The organism is Chryseobacterium rhizosphaerae (assembly GCF_003385455.1).
Classification (GTDB): domain Bacteria; phylum Bacteroidota; class Bacteroidia; order Flavobacteriales; family Weeksellaceae; genus Chryseobacterium; species Chryseobacterium rhizosphaerae.
On sequence record NZ_QNUF01000017.1, the window covers coordinates 1 to 17,796 of the forward strand.

14 protein-coding genes are annotated in these 17,796 nt (G+C 34.3%); all 14 read right to left on the reverse strand.

The genetic code is table 11. The features are described 5' to 3' along the window. Positions 1–360 precede the first annotated feature (360 nt). A complete protein-coding gene (locus DRF57_RS14375) occupies positions 361–1,047 on the reverse strand; it encodes a hypothetical protein (protein ID WP_115919250.1) in 687 nt (228 codons plus the stop codon). Positions 1,048–1,059: 12 nt separating this feature from the next. Continuing rightward, positions 1,060–1,923, reverse strand: coding sequence for a dTDP-4-dehydrorhamnose reductase (gene rfbD / locus DRF57_RS14380; RefSeq protein ID WP_047492537.1), 864 nt, complete (start codon positions 1,921–1,923; stop codon positions 1,060–1,062). A gap of 43 nt (positions 1,924–1,966) precedes the next feature. Then, positions 1,967–2,452, reverse strand: coding sequence for an acyl-CoA thioesterase (locus DRF57_RS14385; RefSeq protein ID WP_084087138.1), 486 nt, complete (start codon positions 2,450–2,452; stop codon positions 1,967–1,969). Positions 2,453–2,522: 70 nt separating this feature from the next. After that, positions 2,523–3,026: an OmpH family outer membrane protein gene (locus DRF57_RS14390; RefSeq protein WP_115919251.1), complete on the reverse strand. Its 504-nt coding sequence runs from the start codon at positions 3,024–3,026 to the stop codon at positions 2,523–2,525. A gap of 73 nt (positions 3,027–3,099) precedes the next feature. After that, positions 3,100–3,648: an OmpH family outer membrane protein gene (locus DRF57_RS14395; RefSeq protein ID WP_047492528.1), complete on the reverse strand. Its 549-nt coding sequence runs from the start codon at positions 3,646–3,648 to the stop codon at positions 3,100–3,102. Positions 3,649–3,656: 8 nt separating this feature from the next. Then, positions 3,657–6,200 (reverse strand): outer membrane protein assembly factor BamA, encoded by a 2,544-nt coding sequence (gene bamA, locus DRF57_RS14400; RefSeq protein ID WP_115919252.1) that lies wholly within the window; start codon positions 6,198–6,200, stop codon positions 3,657–3,659. A gap of 28 nt (positions 6,201–6,228) precedes the next feature. Next, the gene (locus DRF57_RS14405; RefSeq protein WP_047492522.1) at positions 6,229–6,978 is read right to left on the reverse strand and encodes an isoprenyl transferase; all 750 of its coding nucleotides are present in this window, start codon (positions 6,976–6,978) and stop codon (positions 6,229–6,231) included. A gap of 5 nt (positions 6,979–6,983) precedes the next feature. Continuing rightward, positions 6,984–7,874, reverse strand: coding sequence for a type IX secretion system protein PorG (gene porG / locus DRF57_RS14410; protein WP_047492521.1), 891 nt, complete (start codon positions 7,872–7,874; stop codon positions 6,984–6,986). A gap of 213 nt (positions 7,875–8,087) precedes the next feature. Continuing rightward, the gene (locus DRF57_RS14415) at positions 8,088–10,589 is read right to left on the reverse strand and encodes an exopolysaccharide transport family protein (protein WP_115919253.1); all 2,502 of its coding nucleotides are present in this window, start codon (positions 10,587–10,589) and stop codon (positions 8,088–8,090) included. Between the two features lie 4 nt (positions 10,590–10,593). Continuing rightward, positions 10,594–11,469: a polysaccharide biosynthesis/export family protein gene (locus DRF57_RS14420; protein ID WP_115919259.1), complete on the reverse strand. Its 876-nt coding sequence runs from the start codon at positions 11,467–11,469 to the stop codon at positions 10,594–10,596. A 35-nt stretch (positions 11,470–11,504) separates the two neighbouring features. Further along, the gene (locus tag DRF57_RS14425; RefSeq protein ID WP_115919261.1) at positions 11,505–12,623 is read right to left on the reverse strand and encodes a glycosyltransferase family 4 protein; all 1,119 of its coding nucleotides are present in this window, start codon (positions 12,621–12,623) and stop codon (positions 11,505–11,507) included. Between the two features lie 110 nt (positions 12,624–12,733). Then, positions 12,734–13,735, reverse strand: a complete 1,002-nt coding sequence (locus tag DRF57_RS14430; RefSeq protein ID WP_115919263.1) for a glycosyltransferase family 2 protein — start codon at positions 13,733–13,735, stop codon at positions 12,734–12,736. A gap of 3 nt (positions 13,736–13,738) precedes the next feature. Beyond that, entirely contained in the window at positions 13,739–14,809 is a 1,071-nt protein-coding gene (locus tag DRF57_RS14435) for a formimidoylglutamase (RefSeq protein WP_115919265.1), read from the reverse strand. Between the two features lie 158 nt (positions 14,810–14,967). After that, a complete protein-coding gene (topA, locus tag DRF57_RS14440) occupies positions 14,968–17,529 on the reverse strand; it encodes a type I DNA topoisomerase (protein WP_115919267.1) in 2,562 nt (853 codons plus the stop codon). Positions 17,530–17,796: the final 267 nt, after the last annotated feature.

Genomic DNA, 17,796 nt, shown 5'->3' on the forward strand with positions numbered 1-17,796 from the left:
TCTAAACCCTCAATCCATCTACTCCTGCGCTCCCATATTGGGACTGCAAAGATACAAATCTTTTTCACTTTCGCAACTTTTATTTTTAAAAAGTTTTGATCACGTTTTTTAGAATTATTATCTTATAAAGTATATCGTTTCTGCTTAGCTAAAAGCTCTTCTGCGCTTACTGAATATCTTTCGTTTTTCAGTGGGGCAAAGGTAAGTCAACTTACCTATACCAAACAAGTTTATTTAACTTTAAATTTACAATTATGTAATATTTAAATCTAACATACTGGATCGCAGGGTTAAAAATTTTAAACAAGATATAAAATTTAGCCTTCCAGTATTTAGAAACAGGAATTAAATAGGATATTGTTATTTTAATGGTGTATCATCTTTATAAATAAGGCTTAGAAACTCGGCATAAGATTTCTCCAAACCATGCACATCACCAGATTTAAGATTCAAACCACCATTTCCGGAAGTATCTGATTTAACTTTCAAAGATGAAATCTGAAAATACATATTATCCTTATTATCCTTTGGCTGAACTTTTATCGTAGAACCCAAAAGTTTTTTCGTTGAAACGGTATAGATTTCCCCGGGAACAATTTTTACTTTGATAAATGTCCGGGGTTGTAAGGTATAGTCTTTCTGATTAACACTAATCTTCTGAGCTTTCTCCGAGGAAGCAAATACATACAGCATGCCGTCCTTCCCTACCCATTTTTCTTTGGGCGTATAATAAAGTGCAATTTTATAGTTGGCTGGATTAAAGGGCTGAGCAGTTCCATCAACATTTTCAAAAGGTTTTAGTGCAAATGCATTAGCACCTATCTCCTTTGCCTTTTTATACACTAATGAAAAAATTCCAGCGTCATCTTTTGTAAACCCCTGAACTTCTACTTCTCCTAAATAAATCGTCTCTGATAGGGTATCATCTTTCCGGTATAGAAATTTATCCTGGTTATCATTTGTCTTTTCTACCTTAATCAGGTAAACATTTTGTGCATTCCAAAACTGGAAGCACAATACAGAAAAGATGATTGCTAGATTTTTCATATACTCTATAAATTATTGTTGTGAAAGTATGCTTACACATTCTTCCAGGCTATTTTCCCAATGTTTAGCTTCTATATGGTAAGTTTCCTCTATCTTATCCAATGACATGGTACTTCTTACCGGTCTTTTTGCCGGGGTTGGGTATTGATCTGTTGTCAGAGGATTTAGTTTTACTGATGATTTTGAAAACTCAGCAATTTTTTTGGCAAATTCAAACCATGTTGTTTCCGGATAATTTGAGAAGTGAAAAATACCAAAAGTTTTTACCGGAGATTCAATAATGTTCATTATTGCTTCAGCAAGGTCATTGGCATTGGTAGGCTGCCCAAACTGATCAGCAACTATACCCAACTCATCTTTTTGAGAAAATAAATTCAGCATGGTCTTCACAAAGTTTTTATTAAACTCTGAATACAGCCAGGATGTTCTCAGAACAATAGTTTGGGGATTAATTTCCAAAGCAAGCTCTTCTCCTTTTCTTTTTGACTGACCATATACCCCTATAGGGCTTGTAAAATCATCTTCTGAATAGGCCAGGTTTGTATCTCCATCAAAAACATAGTCTGTAGAGACATGAATTAATATACTTTTATAATCTGTACAAGCCTGAGCAAGATGAGCTACTCCTTCAGCATTTACAGCAAATGCTTTTTCTTTCTCTTTTTCTGCCAGGTCTACCGCTGTATAAGCTGAAGCGTTGATGCAATAGTCAGGCTTGTTATCGTAAAAAAAGTCATTAACCTGCTCTTCGTTTGTAATATCTAAGGTTTTTGAATCTGTAAATAAGAATTCATATGTATTTTCAAAATCGGGAGCAATTTTTCTAATACAATTTCCTAATTGTCCATTGCTTCCTACTACTAGTATTTTCTTCATTTATATTATTATTTTAAATTAATAAAAAGATTAATCCTCAATTTTAAGAATTCCTTGCGTTTTGAGATCTCAGGAATTTAACTCTTGGCTGAAAGTCTTTCTGCTCTAAATCTACATAAAACTTATGGAATGTCTCTTTGATATCTTCAGGATGAATTTCTGATTTTCTGGTTTTAATATTGAAATAAATAACCGTTACCCAAAGCACAGCATGAACGGTTTTTTCGTCCAAGCTTTTCATCAGAATTTCTACTTTAGCTGTTCTATCCTGTATTTCTATTGTTTTACTGCTTATTACGACCTGGGTATTGTATCTTACTTCTTTTAAATAGGCAATTTCATTTTGAATTGCGATCCAAGTACAGCCAGTCTGTTTAGTATATTCCTCGTAGGTAAATCCATAAAATGTTTCTACATGATCCTCTCTTGCATTGAACATATAGTCCAAATATTTTACATTATTTAAATGTCCGATTGGGTCACAATCACTAAACCTAACTTTAACCGTGGTTGATACTTCTTTTTCCATTCCGCAAAAATAAAAAAACCACCTCTAAAAGAGGCGGTTAGTTTTATAAATCTTTGTTAATTCGCAGAAATTATTGAATTCCCAATTCTTTCTTTACAGCTGCAGTAGCATCTGGTCCTGCTTTGTAAACAAATGCTGCTGAATTTGCATCCATGATATAATCATATCCGCTAGCTTTAGCTACTTTTTCTACTGCATCGTTTAGTTTTTTCTCAATAGGTGCGAAAGCTACATCTTGTTTTGCTTGTAGATCTTTTTGAGCTTTATCCTGCATTTGAGCTATTTCTTCCTGAATTTTTTGTAATTCAGCTTCTCTAGCTTTGTTTTCGTCTGCAGTCTTTTTAGGAGCTTCTTCAGTATACTGCTTTAGTTTTACTTGCCCTGCATCAGCTTTTTTCTTGATCTCAGCTTGTTTAGTATCCAAGAATGTTTTGATATCAGCATCTGCTTTTTTCTTTTCAGGCATTGCATTAAGAACTCCCATCACATCTAAAGTAGCAATTTTTTGAGCTTTTGCCATACCTACCGATACAACCATCATTACTGCTGCAAATAATACACTTAATTTTTTCATAACTGGTATAATAAATAATTTAATTTGTTTTTAGACTTCAAATTTAAGCAAAAGTTAATTTGATAATTAATTTTTATTTTTTGCTATTCGTTTTTTCTTTCTTATCAGTTCCTTTCAACAAAATGTCTAAGACCTTGTCTGTAAAATCATATTTTTTTTGGAGAAAAATAACACTAATGTTATTGCTTTTATCAAGAACTATGCCCAAACCATTTTTCTCAGACATTGTTTTAATAGCATTCCATATCTGATCCTGGAACGGTAAAACAAGATTTGTTCTCAGTTTTGTAATTTCACCATTGGCGCCAAAACGAAGACTGGTAGTTGTTTTAACATTCTTATCAAGATCTACTACTTCTTTTTCTCTTAGCTTTAACTGATCTCCTATCAATAATACTTTTTCACTTTCAAATGCAGATTTCTTTCTTTCATACTCTGATTGCAGATTTTGAAGTTCTGACTGCCATGTATCGATCTGTGAGTTTAATCTTGCTTCGGCTTCTTTATACTGAGGTAATTTATTTAAAATATAATCAGTATCCACCACTCCTATTTTCTGAGCATTATTAAGCCCAAACAATAAAAGCAATACGAATGTGAAAGTTACTTTAAAGTTTTTCATATTTATAATTATAATGATTGGTTCATCAAGAAGTGAGTCTTCCAGCCTGATGGGTCTGTTCCGGAAATTGTCTTATCAAATCCATAAGCGAAATCAAATCCAATCAATCCAAACGCTCCCATATAAACCCTTACCCCTACTCCTACTGATCTCTTCAGCTGGAAAGGATTATAATTTCCCCAAGAATTCCAAACATTACCTCCTTCAGCAAACGTTAATGCATAAATCTTAGCTGTCTGATTCATTGAAATCGGATATCTTAATTCTAAAGTAAATCTGTTATAGATTGTTCCACCTCCTTTTGGAGTGATGTCTCCCTGAGAAGCATCTCCTCCGTAGTTAGAAGCATTTTCATAACCTCTTAAAGGAATTAATTCTCGACCATCATATCTACCTCCGAAAAGACCGGTTCCTCCCATATAAAATCTTTCAAATGGCGGAGCCCCTAAATTGCTGTTGTAACCGTCCATGAATCCCATTTCAGCAGAAGATCTTAAAACTAACTTTCCGGCAATTTCATTATATACATCTGCCTTGAACTTAATTTTATAGAATTCCATCCACTTATATTTATCGATGGCAGCCATTGTAGAATAATCTTTTTTACCAAACAATGAATATGGAGGGGTCAGCTTTGCAGAAAGCTCAATATTAGAACCTGTTGTAGGGAAAATAGGGTCAATACCTGCTGAGTTTCTGCTCAATCCTACATTGATACTAAAGTTATTAGCATCTCCATAATATTCTGTAGTATCTCCAAACTGGAAAGGATAATTACTGAAGTTATACTTTTGAAACTGAACACCTGTATACAATGAGAAGTAATCATCAGGCCAGTTCAAATATCTGTTTAATCCAACAGATGCCGAGAAGATATTTAACTTTTGTGAGTTTCCTAAATTATCACTGTATCTTACTCTTGAGTTATTTAAACTTACAGAAAGTGCAGTTGGTTTTGTTCCGAATAACCATGGTTCAGTAAATGAAATACCATAGTTTTGGAAATATTGTCCTGCCTGCATTTGGATAGATAACGTCTGTCCATCACCCTGAGGTACTGGTTTAAAGTCTTTAAATTTAAGGAAATTCTTTAGGGAGAAGTTATTAAACGTCAATCCTAAAGTACCAATAAAGCTGTTACCACCATATCCTGCCTGCAGCTGAACCTGGGAAGATCCTTTTTCTACAAGCTTCCAGTTAACATCTACGGTATTATCCTGCTGGTTAGGCTGAATGTCCTGTCCGATCTGTTGTGGATCAAAGAAAGACATCCCGGCAAGATCAAAATACGTTCTTTTGATTTCCGTCTTTTTGAAAAGGTCACCAGGTCTTGTTCTTAAAGCTCTCAATATAACGTGGTCATGGGTTGTGGTATTCCCTTGCCATGTTACTTTATTCCATGTAGCCTGTTCTCCTTCAGTAATTCTGATTTCCAGATTAACGGCATTCCCCGTTACGGATTTTTCTATTGGGGTTACATTAGAGAAAAGGTATCCATTATTCATGTATACAGATTTAATATCTGAATCATCTTCTTTACCACCATCTTCTCCAACTTTTTTGTTGAATCCTACTGCATCGTAAATATCTCCCTTCTTATATCCTAACAATCTCTGTAAGTAATCTGTAGGATATACAGTATTTCCAGTGAATGTAACATCCCCGATATAATACTTTTTACCTTCATTCAACTTTACATTGATTTCGTAATTATTTCTCTTATTTCTCCATACGGAATCTGAAACGATTTTCGCATCTCTGTATCCTAAGGAGTTATAATAATTGATCAGGCCACGCTTGTCTTCCTGGTATTTGTCTTCAATGAATTTTGAAGACTTCAAAATTCCTCCGATACCAAAACGCTTTTGCTTAGTTTCTTTGAAGGCCTTATTTCTAAGTTTACTGTCTGTAACACTTTCGTTACCTTCAAATTCAATATGATCAATTTTTATTCTTTTACCCTTATCTACATTGATCGTCCAGTCTACTAATGCAGGATCTCCTGCATTGACTTTATCTTCAATGTTGATTCTAGCATCTGCAAAACCTTTTTTAATATAGTCTTTTGGGATGTTTGTTTTAAGGCTTGAGATTAAATTCTGGGTAATTTTAGTTCCCGGTTTCAGATTATTATCCTTAGCAAGTTTTTCGCTTTTAGATTTACCGATTCCTTTCCCTTTGAATTTAACTTCTCCAAGTTCTTTAAGGTCTTCCAGATAGAATCTAAGAATTACAGTTTGCCCTTCAATACTTTGAACGTAAACTTCCACTTCGGAAAAAGATTGTGTATCCCATAGCTTTTTAACAGCATTGCTGATTTTTTGCCCTGGAATATCTACGCTTTCTCCTTTGGATAATCCTGTAAATCGTAAGATTTGAGCTGGTGTATATTTTTTTACCCCATCTACAACAATGTCTTTAAGTGTATAAGTACCTACTTCACTTTCTGCATGCACAGCATTGTTTACTTTTGTGCTATCCTGTGGAGTTACTTGTCCATAAAAATGCGCAGAAGCAGCAAACATAATGATGGGTAATAGTCTAAACTTCATTTTATCGAGTCTTTCTTTTCTTAAAATTTTATTGGCCTGTTAGTTGCTCACCGGTTAATCCGTATCTTCTTTCTTTGTTTTGATAATCTACAATACACTGGAAGAAGATATCCTTGGTAAAATCCGGCCATAGAACATTTAAAAACTGTAATTCTGCATAGGCGATCTGCCAAAGAAGAAAATTACTTATTCTTATTTCTCCACTGGTTCTTATCAGCAAATCTACAGGAGGAAAGTCTTTTGTATACAGATAGTTTTCGAATAATTTTTCATCAATATTCTCTACCTCTACTTTTCCTTCTTTTACATCAGAACTTATATTCTTTATGGCGTTCAAAATTTCATTTTGTGAACCATAGCTTATAGCCAATACTAAGTTTCCTTTTGTGTTTTCTTTTGTAAGTTCTACCACACGCAGCAATTGTTCTCTTACTAATGTAGGCAGTTTTTCCAAATTCCCTATAACATGCATCCTTAATCCTTTACTGAAGATTTCTTCTGCCTCAAGCAGTAGAGTCTCAACCAGTAGATTCATAAGGCTATTTACTTCTTCAGCAGGACGGCTCCAGTTTTCTGAAGAGAACGTATAAAGAGTTAAATAGGGAATATTGATCTCATTACATGCATTAATGGCATTTCTTACAGCATTAATGGCATTTTTGTGGCCGAAAGTTCTTTCTTCGCCACGAGATTTTGCCCATCTTCCATTGCCATCCATAATGATAGCCACGTGTTTCGGTAAATTCTCAGAATTTATTTTATCTTTAATCAACGACATATTAATTAATCACAATAACATGGAGGTCTTCCGAATGAAAAAGTCAGTCCTAAACTGAAAGTATTCATCCAATCATTAGATCTATCATCTCCAATATTTCTTTTTTTAATAAACTCCTCCTCTCTTTCTTTAGCAACAGCATAATAGTTTCCTGACTGCAATAATGAACCTCCGGTGGTAGGGTCTAAAATATCTGCATTATAAGAAGCTTTGATATCTTTAGAAAGCACTTTGCTATGATCCAGCTGATCAGTCAACGTATATCTAAATGTAGCCTCTGCAAATATAGCCCAAGAATGGTTAAATTTATATTTCAAACCAACACCAAAAGGAATATGCATTGTCACTTTTTTTCCTAATGAATATTCTGTGGAAGTTTTAAAGTCCAATTCATTGATAGGAGCTTGTGCTACTCCATCTGCATCTCTTCTGAAATCATTCATAAGAGTAGCCTTGGGAGCATCAAACATTAAAGCTCCGATACCTCCGAAAATATATGGACTTACCATGCTTATCTGCTCGTTATTTATTGGAAAAAAGTTGTATTCAAACATTAAGCTTGCTTCATACACATTATTCTTTCCAAATGAGTTTCTGTTTTTTCTGTATTCTTCTTTCGCAACCTTGTCGCTAAACTGAATCTGGTTATACCCTAAGTCCAATCTAACAGTCTGGTGCGGATTAAAATTAAATCTATATAATAATCCTCCATAAAATGGGAATCCCCAATCTGAAACTTTATTTAAATCCAACGGCTTTTGTAAAATATAATTCGTACTTCCTACATCTCCCACTAGGTTACTCATACCTAGACGAATCCCCAATTCGTTTCTTTGTGCCTTAACACTTACTACTCCAAGGAGAGCAAGGAAGCTAAACAATAATTTTTTATTCATAAAAGAATATGGATTTATGGTTATTTTAAAATTTAATTTTTGCAAATATAAAACATTTTTATATTAATGATAATCTTAATGTTTAGTTAAAAATAAACAAAAAAACATAATTTGTTATAAAGTAAACGATAAAGTGGCAAAAATATTCTTTTTTTCACAGATTGAAAATACATAATATATAGAAAAACCCCCATTATATGAGGGTTTAAAGCTCTATTTTTTATTAAACATTGTCTGCACTTTGTTCCTTATCCTGATCAACAATGGTTCTTTATAATTTTTATCTTCATCAAAATAACCGTACCCATAGCCGTAACCGTAGCCATAACCATAGCCGTAACCTTGTTTTGTATTATAATCATTATAAATAAGCCCTAGATGATTAATTTCATTATTATGATACTTATCGGTAATCATTTTAAGCATATATTTTTCGGTATACTCATGACGAACGACATAGATATTGGCGTCAGAATATTTCATCAGTTCATAAGAATCTGCAACCAGACCTACCGGCGGAGAATCTATAATAATGAAATCATATTTTTCCTTTAGTTCTTCCAAAAATTTAATATTTCTCTGGCTCATTAAAAGTTCAGAAGGATTTGGCGGAATGGGCCCGGAGGTCGCTACATCCAGATTTGGAATTCTCGTTTTATTGATAATCTGGTCTATTTCTACTTCTCCTGTCAGGTAGTTTGAAATCCCATATTTATTGTCAATTTTAAAGTCTCCAAAGATCTTAGGCTTTCTAAGGTCCATTCCCAGGAGGATTGCTTTTTTATCACTCAGACCAATTACAGAAGCTAAATTGATAGAAACATAAGTCTTTCCTTCTCCACCAATGGAAGAAGTTACCAATATTACCTTCCCTTTTTCTTCTTCATTATTCATTAGGAACCTCATACTCGCTCTTATTCCTCTAAACGCTTCTGAGACTGATGATTTTGGCTGTTCCAAAACAGTAAGCATATTTTCGTTACTATTATTTCCGATAACACCCAGTAGTGGAATCTTAGTGGCACTTAATAGTTCTTTAATATTTCTCACCTTATTATCCAGAAGTTCTCCTATTAAAATAAATAAAAGAGGAAGAAGTAACATTCCTAATATAATAATAATCTTAGCCAGTTTTATATTGGGAGCGATAGGGTTCTGGCCTAAATTCTTAGCAGGGTCAATAACCGTGATATCAGACTGGTTGGTCGCCATTCTCATCTGTGTATCATTCTGCCTTCCCAAAAGACTGTTATAGGTAGCTTCTATCATATTATACCCTCGTTCTGCATCCAGATATTTTCTTTCTTTTTCAGGGTATAAAGCAAGGTCTGAATTGGCATCTGAGACATCCCGATCAATTTTATTGATCTCATCATAGTATTTAGTATAATAATTTCTCAGACTATTTGATGCCCCCATTCTCGACTCATTAATAAGTCGGTTGATTTCTTTCATAGGTTCAGAATTCGCTTTATAAATTAAAGCCATTTCTGATCTTTTAGCATATAAAGCCTTCAGTTCGGTAACAGAAGCAGAGAACATACCATCCTCGAAGCCTGCTGCATTAGTTCCGATCATTTTGTCGAAATCCTGGGATTGAAGGGTATTCTTAATTGTATTAAGTGAACTGATTTTACTAACCAGATCAGCTTTTCTGGATTCAAGCTCTTTTATTTTATCTAGAGACTTCTCATCCCTGTCTTTAATATTATAAAGTTTCTCTGATGTTTTTAAATAATTCAGCACGTTAGCACTTGAATCTAACTTCTTTCTTATATTACTTAAGTTCCCCTGCAGATAAGCTTCCGTGTTTTTGTTCACTATATTTTTATCAGCAAGTCTTTTTTTCTGAAGTTCAGCCACAGACTTATTAAGAAAGTTTACAGTACTGTTCAGATTGTACCCTTTCTTTACAATAACCATTATCGTACTGATTTCTTTATCGAAATCTACAGCAATTGTAGAAACAATATCATTAACACTTTCATTGACAGTATTCAGATTAATAATGATATTCTCAAATTTGATTTTAGGAGTTACCAAGTTTTGAACCAGCTTAAATCTTAAGTTAGGAGAATTATACCATTCATTTATCCTGATAATTTTATTAGCAGGTCGGGTATAAGGTCTAATGGCCTGAAAGTTTTCTGCTTCGTAGCTGTATAAGTTGGTAGATTCTCCTTCTTCCGGAAGAACCACCTCATATGTTCCATTTCCTTTTGGAATTAGGGTAATGGGGTAATGGGTCTGCTGAAGATGTTTTTTATCAATCTCAAGAAATACCGGAGAGTCATCTTTGTCCAAATAGGTAGACTTTATAAGCCCTTTGGTAGAATAATTAACAAACAGATCCAGCTCTTTTACCAAAAACTCATTGTGAGATCGTGATAAAAGCATTTTCTTTAAAAATATTCCGTCCTGGTTACCATTTTGCCCCCAGATAAAATTAATGGACTGGCTTGCCTGAGTGGGTTGTAAAAAGCTGGCAGTATTGTTTGAAGTACTTAAGGATATATCTGATGCAAATATATTCTGCGCGTAATATTTACTGTATATCCAAGAAATGGCATATCCAATAAACAGCATAAATACAAACCAATACCAGTTTTTAATTATTCTTCTTACAAAATGTTCAATATCAAATAATGCAAACACCCCATACTTTTCTTTTGAGGAGTCATTTTTTCCTACTTTTTCGTCTTTTCCTGGAATCATAGGATTAAAGTTTTTGTAGGATTGTATATAAAGTCAATGCAGTTGTAATTGCCGTCACACTGGTAAGTAGTGTCTGAATAGGATCTTTTCCGAATCCGTTCAAGCTTTTCTTTCTCGTGTTCAGATAAATTTCATCTCCATTCTGCACATAATAAAAAGGAGAATTCATAAGATCTTCCCGGGTAAGGTCTATTTTAGCAATTTTAATTCCTTCCGGTAATTTTCTATGAATTACAACATTTTTCCGGTCGATTGTTCTGTTCAGCCCACCATTTATGGCTAAAGCTTCGGTAATAGTCATTGTATTTTTATGCGCCACTTTCTCACCTGAAATACCGGTAGTTTCTACATCTCCAAGAATATAGTAGGTAATTCCGTTCGTATTTAATCTTACTTCAGATTTACCATCCTGAAAGTTTTCATTTACTTTTCCTTGAATTTCCTTGCTTATATCATCCAACGTTCTTCCTTCAGCTTTTATATAGCCTACTCCAAAAACATTGATATCACCATTAGAGTCTACTTTTAAACCGTTAAAATAAAAGCTTGTATTTCCTCCAAAACTGGAACCTTCTCCAGTTCCTCCACTAGTTCTTCCTATTCCGGAAGCGGCATTATTCAAAACGGGAATACCTACTCCTCCGGATGCATTATAGGCAGAATAAAACTGGGCAGCATCTCCTTTAGGAGTGGTAACGATGTTTAAATTGAGGATATCATTTTTAGTAATCCTATAAACAGGGATATTGTAGGGAACAAGACCTTCTTCGTTTATGACAAGACTCTCACTTGGCTGTAAATATCGCACATCCTTTGTTGTGATGCAGGAAGTAATTAAAAAGGGTAATATTAAAAATAAATACTTAAAGTTCTTCATCATGTTAAAATATGTTTACAAAAGTAAAGATTAAATTGTTAATTTTTGTTATTTCTTAACCGATACAATAAATCCGGTAAATAAGCTCCCAAAAAGCCCAGTGAAATAATAACCAGTAGCAGTAGATTTACATTCATATGTCTTAAATAATAAGCAATTCCTACAATCATGAGATAGTAAAGAATGATATAGAAGGTTGATCTCCTGTGGGTAAGGTCAAGTTTCAGCAGCTTATGGTGAATATGGTTTTTATCTGCATCAAAAGGTGACTTTTTATTGTAAAGCCTTATCATAATTACATTTAACGTATCTACAATAGGCAGAATTAAAATAGCCACAGCCACAACGGGTGCAGATTGTAAGTGATATCTTGGTACATCTGCCAGTTTTTTATCAATAAAAATATCAATAAAGCAGATAGATGTGAATGCTAACAAAAAGCCTAGCAACATAGATCCTGTATCCCCCATAAATACTTTATTGGTTCTATAGTTTGACAGATTATAATACAGAAATGCCAAAACAGTTCCTATGATCACAACGGATAAAATAACCAATGGATAATTATATTCCCCAAGTCTGTAATAGCTTATTCCGAACAGGGCACTGCAAATCACAGAATATCCTCCTGCAAGGCCGTCTATACCATCTATCAGGTTGAATGCATTGATAAGAACAATGAAAGTAATAATACTGAATACTACACTTACGAAGTAGCTCAGTTCATATACTCCAAATATTCCAAATAAACTTCGGATTCTGATATCTGATCCAATAACAACCAATGAAGATACGATGACCTGCGCCACAAGCTTTTTATAGGCCCTCATCACGACAATATCATCCATTACCCCTACATATAGCAGGATAATTAATGATGCAAATAAGAACTTATAGAGATCAAACAGCTCGTAGGCAAAAATAGAAGCACAGATCCCTATGGAATAGAAGATCGCTATACCGCCAAGATTCGGAATTTTTCTGAGATGTGAACTCCTTATTCCAGGTTCATCCATCAGATTCTTTCTTCTTGAAATCTTTACAATGGTAGGTACAGAAAAAAAAGTGATTAAAAAGGAGAATATAAAGCCTAAACCTATCTTCACATAGAAAATAGGTATCCCCGATCCGCTTAAGAACAATTCAAAATTTTTCATTTTTTTCTTATTCAGTTACTCATGCCTCGTTTGAAAAATCATCATATAGATACAACGAATCATCTACATCATAACGTTACTATCCGAAACAATAGTACTTACATTTGTGTTTACATTAATTTTCTTATCAGTTTCTTCTGCCCCGCAAAAAATAACAGATAAAAAATCTTTTTTTTCACTGGCAAAGATAAAAGATAATTCTTACCAAAACGACTATAGTTCAATATATCTTGAATTTTTATATGTCTTTTTTTCATGAAAACATCCAGTTGTTCAGCCATTTCATAAAACACTTCATCTTTTTTAACGAATGCCAGATACGCCAGAAATGAATAAACTCCTTCAAAAATCTGAAAATTTTTCAGCTCTTTTCTTTTATGAGTGTATTGTGATTCATTAAAGATATTTTCAACATCTGCTACTGCTTTCAGCATATCAAGTCCTTTTTCAGTATGGGTCTTTGTAATGGAGTCCGTACGCTCAAGGTACTGATAATGGTAATTCTGAGTTTGAGCAATTTTTTTGCATTCTAGCAAAAGCTGTGGAATAAGCTGAATATCTTCAAAGTGCACCCCTTTCTTAAATCTTTTCTGATGAAAGAGTTCTTTTTTAAACAATTTGTTACAGGCAAAATAGCTGATATCTGAAAAAACAGAAAAGTTTTTTTCAAGGTCTATCTCCTCAGGCATATGAGGTATTTGGGTCAGCTTCTGGGTAATTTCTCCATTCTGATCTACTTTTTGGATATTGCAAATCACCATTTTAGCCTGATGCTTTTCTGCCAGAAGAAGCATTTCTTCAAACATTGTTTCTGTAACATAGTCATCGCTGTCCACAAACCCAATATAATCACCTGTTGCCCTGTCAAGTCCGAAGTTACGGGCATCACTTAGTCCACCATTTTCTTTAGTGAAAGCTTTGATTTTTTCAGGATATTTTTGAGAATATTCTTTAATAACATCTTCAGAACGGTCCTTACTGCCGTCATTCACCACAAGAATTTCAATGTTTTGAAAACTCTGATTAACCAAAGAGTCGAGGCATTTTGTCAAATAATTTTCGACATTATACACAGGAACAATGATGGAAACTTTTGAAAGAGTATTTATCATACATTAAATTTTCGTCAGCCTTGCATTCAGCCAGCCTTTTTTGGCATCATCAAAATCTTTCCGGGAACAAGGAATACAGTTTTCTATATTCTCATCCTCACCAAAATACCATAAATTACTGAAAGTATCCCGTTTGAAAGCATACTGTCTGTCATCAACCAACACATAGAATATTTCATGATGTCTTTCTTTCGGATGTGATCTCTGAATATTAATACCTTCTGTCAGGTACCAGAGCATTTGAGCTAATAGCTGGTGATTCAGTTGATTTTCAGAATAGATATTATAATTAAAGATTCCTACAGATTTCAGATTTTCGCTCAGCCCTATTTCTTTCATATAGGCACAAATTTCTCTTCTATTCAACCCATTCACCTGAGGATTCATAGAAAAAGGCTCACTGAAACTTTCAATAGCATCGCAATTTACAGTTACAAGATCTGCTCTTCGGAAGAAAGGCTCTGTCTTTTCAGTAGAGTTCATCATTTCAGCCAAACGGATAATATCAAATTCTACTTCCTTAATCAACCGAACAGAATCTACTTCATTTAAATGTTTCTGATATCCTAAATGATGGTAATTTTTAATAGAAAAATTCTTTGCTCCAAAAATTTTGCTTAAAAACGTATACTCATTAATTTCTTCTCCCTGCTTAAGGGAGATCATATTACTGATCTGAGTAAAATTGAGACTTTTCTGATGAAAATTTAATGCAGAAAATAAAGAAAAGGCAAAGTCGTTGGAACCTCCTATAATGACAGGAATCGCTCTTTTATAATGACAGGCCGACAAAACTTCCTGTAAAATGTAATGGGTGTCCTGAACAGATTTCCCTGAAACCAAATCTCCAAGATCTACAATAGGAATTTCAAAATCAAGCTGAGAAAGTTTGTAAAACTCCTTTCTTACTGCTGTAAAATCCTGTACCTCTGCTTCACCGCCTGCTCCTCTGTAATCTGATACAAATAAAAGTACAATGCTGTCCTCTTTTATATCTTTTGTAATTCGACTTCCAATCTGCCAGGTTTCTGCTTTGAAATTTCTTGGTGAAATGATAAAGTCTTCAAAATCCATATTAATTCAAAAAATTTGATAAGGTGATAATTTACTAATTGCTTTATCTAACAAACATACAAAAAAAACCATAGCAACTCCTCACCTCTTTAGTGCTTTTATTCATAAAAAAAGCCGTTAACACTATTTGTTAACGGCTTTGTATTATTATTTTAATATTACTTCTTTTTAGCTGCTGGCTTTTTAGCTGTTGCTGTTTTCTTTACAGCGGCAGTTTTTTTGGCAGCAGGTTTTTTCTTTTCTGCAAAGGCATTTTTATCCTGAGCGGTAATCCATTTTTTCACCTCGTCCAGAGAAATGTCCTTCAATTCTTCAGCATCATATTTTGTATCATCATTTTTCTTTGGAATTTTAAACATTGCTTTTCCAAATTTGATGAAAGGTCCCCATCTTCCGTTTTCAAGAGATATTTTTTCTTTTTCCCACTGCTGGATATAACGGTTCGCTTCTTTTTCCAGCTTAGCATCAATCAGTTCATTGATATCGCTTTGAGAAAGGTTGTCAAAATTATATTTCTTCGGAACATTGATGAAAATATCTTTGTATTTGATAAACGGACCGAATCTTCCTGCTCCTTTGGTCACCGGTTCCCCTTTATAAGTGGCAATCGGCGCATCGGCTTTTTTCTTTTCGTTGATAATTTCCTCTGCACGGCTCTGGCTCACAGATAAAGGATCTTCACCTTTAGGGATACTGATGAAAGTATCACCCCATTTTACATAAGGTCCAAATCTTCCTACCCCTACAGAAACAGCATGCCCTTCAAATTCATTTAAATCAAAAGGTAATTTGAACAATTCTATAGCTTCCTCAAAAGTAATCGTGGCTATATTTTGGCCGGTCATCAATGAAGCAAAGATTGGTTTTTCTTCATCGTCAGTTTCTCCAATCTGAATCATCGCTCCAAATCTTCCAATTCTGGCGTGAACATTTTTACCTGTTTTAGGATCTACTCCCAATAATCTGTCTCCAGTTGCACGGTCAGCATTTTCTTCTACATCTTCAATTCTTGGGTGGAATTTTGAGTAGAAATCAGTCATCATTTCTTTCCACTTCTGATCACCATTAGCAATCTCATCAAAACTCTCTTCTACTCTTGCAGTGAAACCATAATCCAGAATTTCTTTAAAATTGTCAATTAAAAAGTCATTTACAACTTCACCAATATCTGTAGGAATGAATTTATTTTTATCTCCTCCAAACTTTTCGTCCAGGACTTCTTTTTTAATTTTATCTTTATTTAAAGTAATTTTAACAACTTCACGTGTATTCGGCTCGATCTCGCGTTTGTCCACATACTCTCTATTCTGAATTGTCTGAATTGTAGGAGGATAGGTAGAAGGACGTCCAATACCCAATTCCTCAAGCTTTCTTACCAAAGCGGCTTCCGTGTATCTCACACTCGGCCTTGTGAACTTTTCAGCAGCCGTAATTGTTTTATAAGTCAAAACTTCTCCAACACTTACTTTAGGTAATAATTTTTCGTTGTTTTCTTCATCATCGTCTTCTGTTTTTACAATACCATAAGCTTTCAGGAAACCATCAAAAATAATAACTTCTCCCTGTGCCTCAAAATGCTGAGGAAGAGATGCATTTCCAATTTCAATAACCGTTTTTTCAATCTTAGCATTCGACATTTGCGATGCAAGTGTTCTTCTGTAAATTAATTGGTATAATCTGTTTAATTGTGCATCAGTTACACTCTTCACTCTAAAATCTGTAGGACGGATCGCTTCGTGAGCTTCCTGTGCTGAAGCAGATTTCGTAGTATAATTTCTTGGTGCAGAATATTCTCTTCCGTATTCTGATATGATTTGCTTTTTAGCTCCTTCAATAGCTTCCTGAGAAAGATTCACAGAGTCTGTTCTCATATAGGTAATAAATCCTTCTTCATACAGCCTCTGAGCCAGACGAGTGGTGGTTGTCACATTATATCCTAATCTTGAAGAAGCTTCCTGCAACATTGTAGAAGTTGTAAATGGAGCAGAAGCAGAACGTGTCCCTGGTTTGGTTTCTACATTTAAAACTTTAAATTCTGTAGTTTTTACCTTTTCAAAAAAAGATTCAACCTCTTCTTCTTTGCTGAAATCTTTTTTCAGCTTAGCGGCAATTTCCTGTTCTGTATTATTCAGGAAGATCCCGTCTAGCTTAAAGCTTGCTTTTGGAACAAACTCACGGATTTCTTTTTCTCTTTCAACAATTAATCTTACCGCTACAGACTGAACTCTTCCTGCGGATAATCCCGGCTTTACCTTCTTCCATAAAACAGGAGACATTTCAAAACCTACAATTCTATCCAGTACTCTTCTTGCCTGCTGAGCATTCACCAGGTTTTGGTCAATATCCCTGGGATTGTCAATTGCTTTTAGAATGGCATTTTTAGTAATCTCATGGAAAACAATTCTTTTTCTGTTTTCAGGCTTCAGCTTTAGCTCATCTGCTAAGTGCCAGGCAATAGCTTCTCCTTCGCGGTCTTCATCGGAAGCCAGCCAAACCATTTCGGCCTTCTTTACTGCAGCTTTTAATTCTGTCACCAATTTCTTTTTATCTGCAGAAACTTCGTAATCGGGACTGAATGTGGCAAGATCTATTCCCATACCTTTTTTAGGTAAGTCCCGGATATGACCGAAACTGGATTTCACTTCAAAATCCTTTCCTAAATATTTCTGAATAGTTTTTGCTTTTGCCGGGGACTCGACGATTACTAAATTTTTCGACATTCTAAAAATTTTTTGCAAAAGTAAAGCTTTTTTATTATATACTTTTTGTTCTATTCGTTTAATTTGACAATTAGATTTCTTAAACGCGCATGATGACAAACCTCTTCAGACTAATCAAGTCCTTTATATTGTATGTTTTAGCATGTTACCAACTTATCAATCTTAAGGGATATAGAATTTTTCATCAACTGTTATAGACACAGAATATATGTATTCTCCAAAAAAAGCAGAATAAATAGGTTTATTCTGCTTTTTTTAGCTCTATTA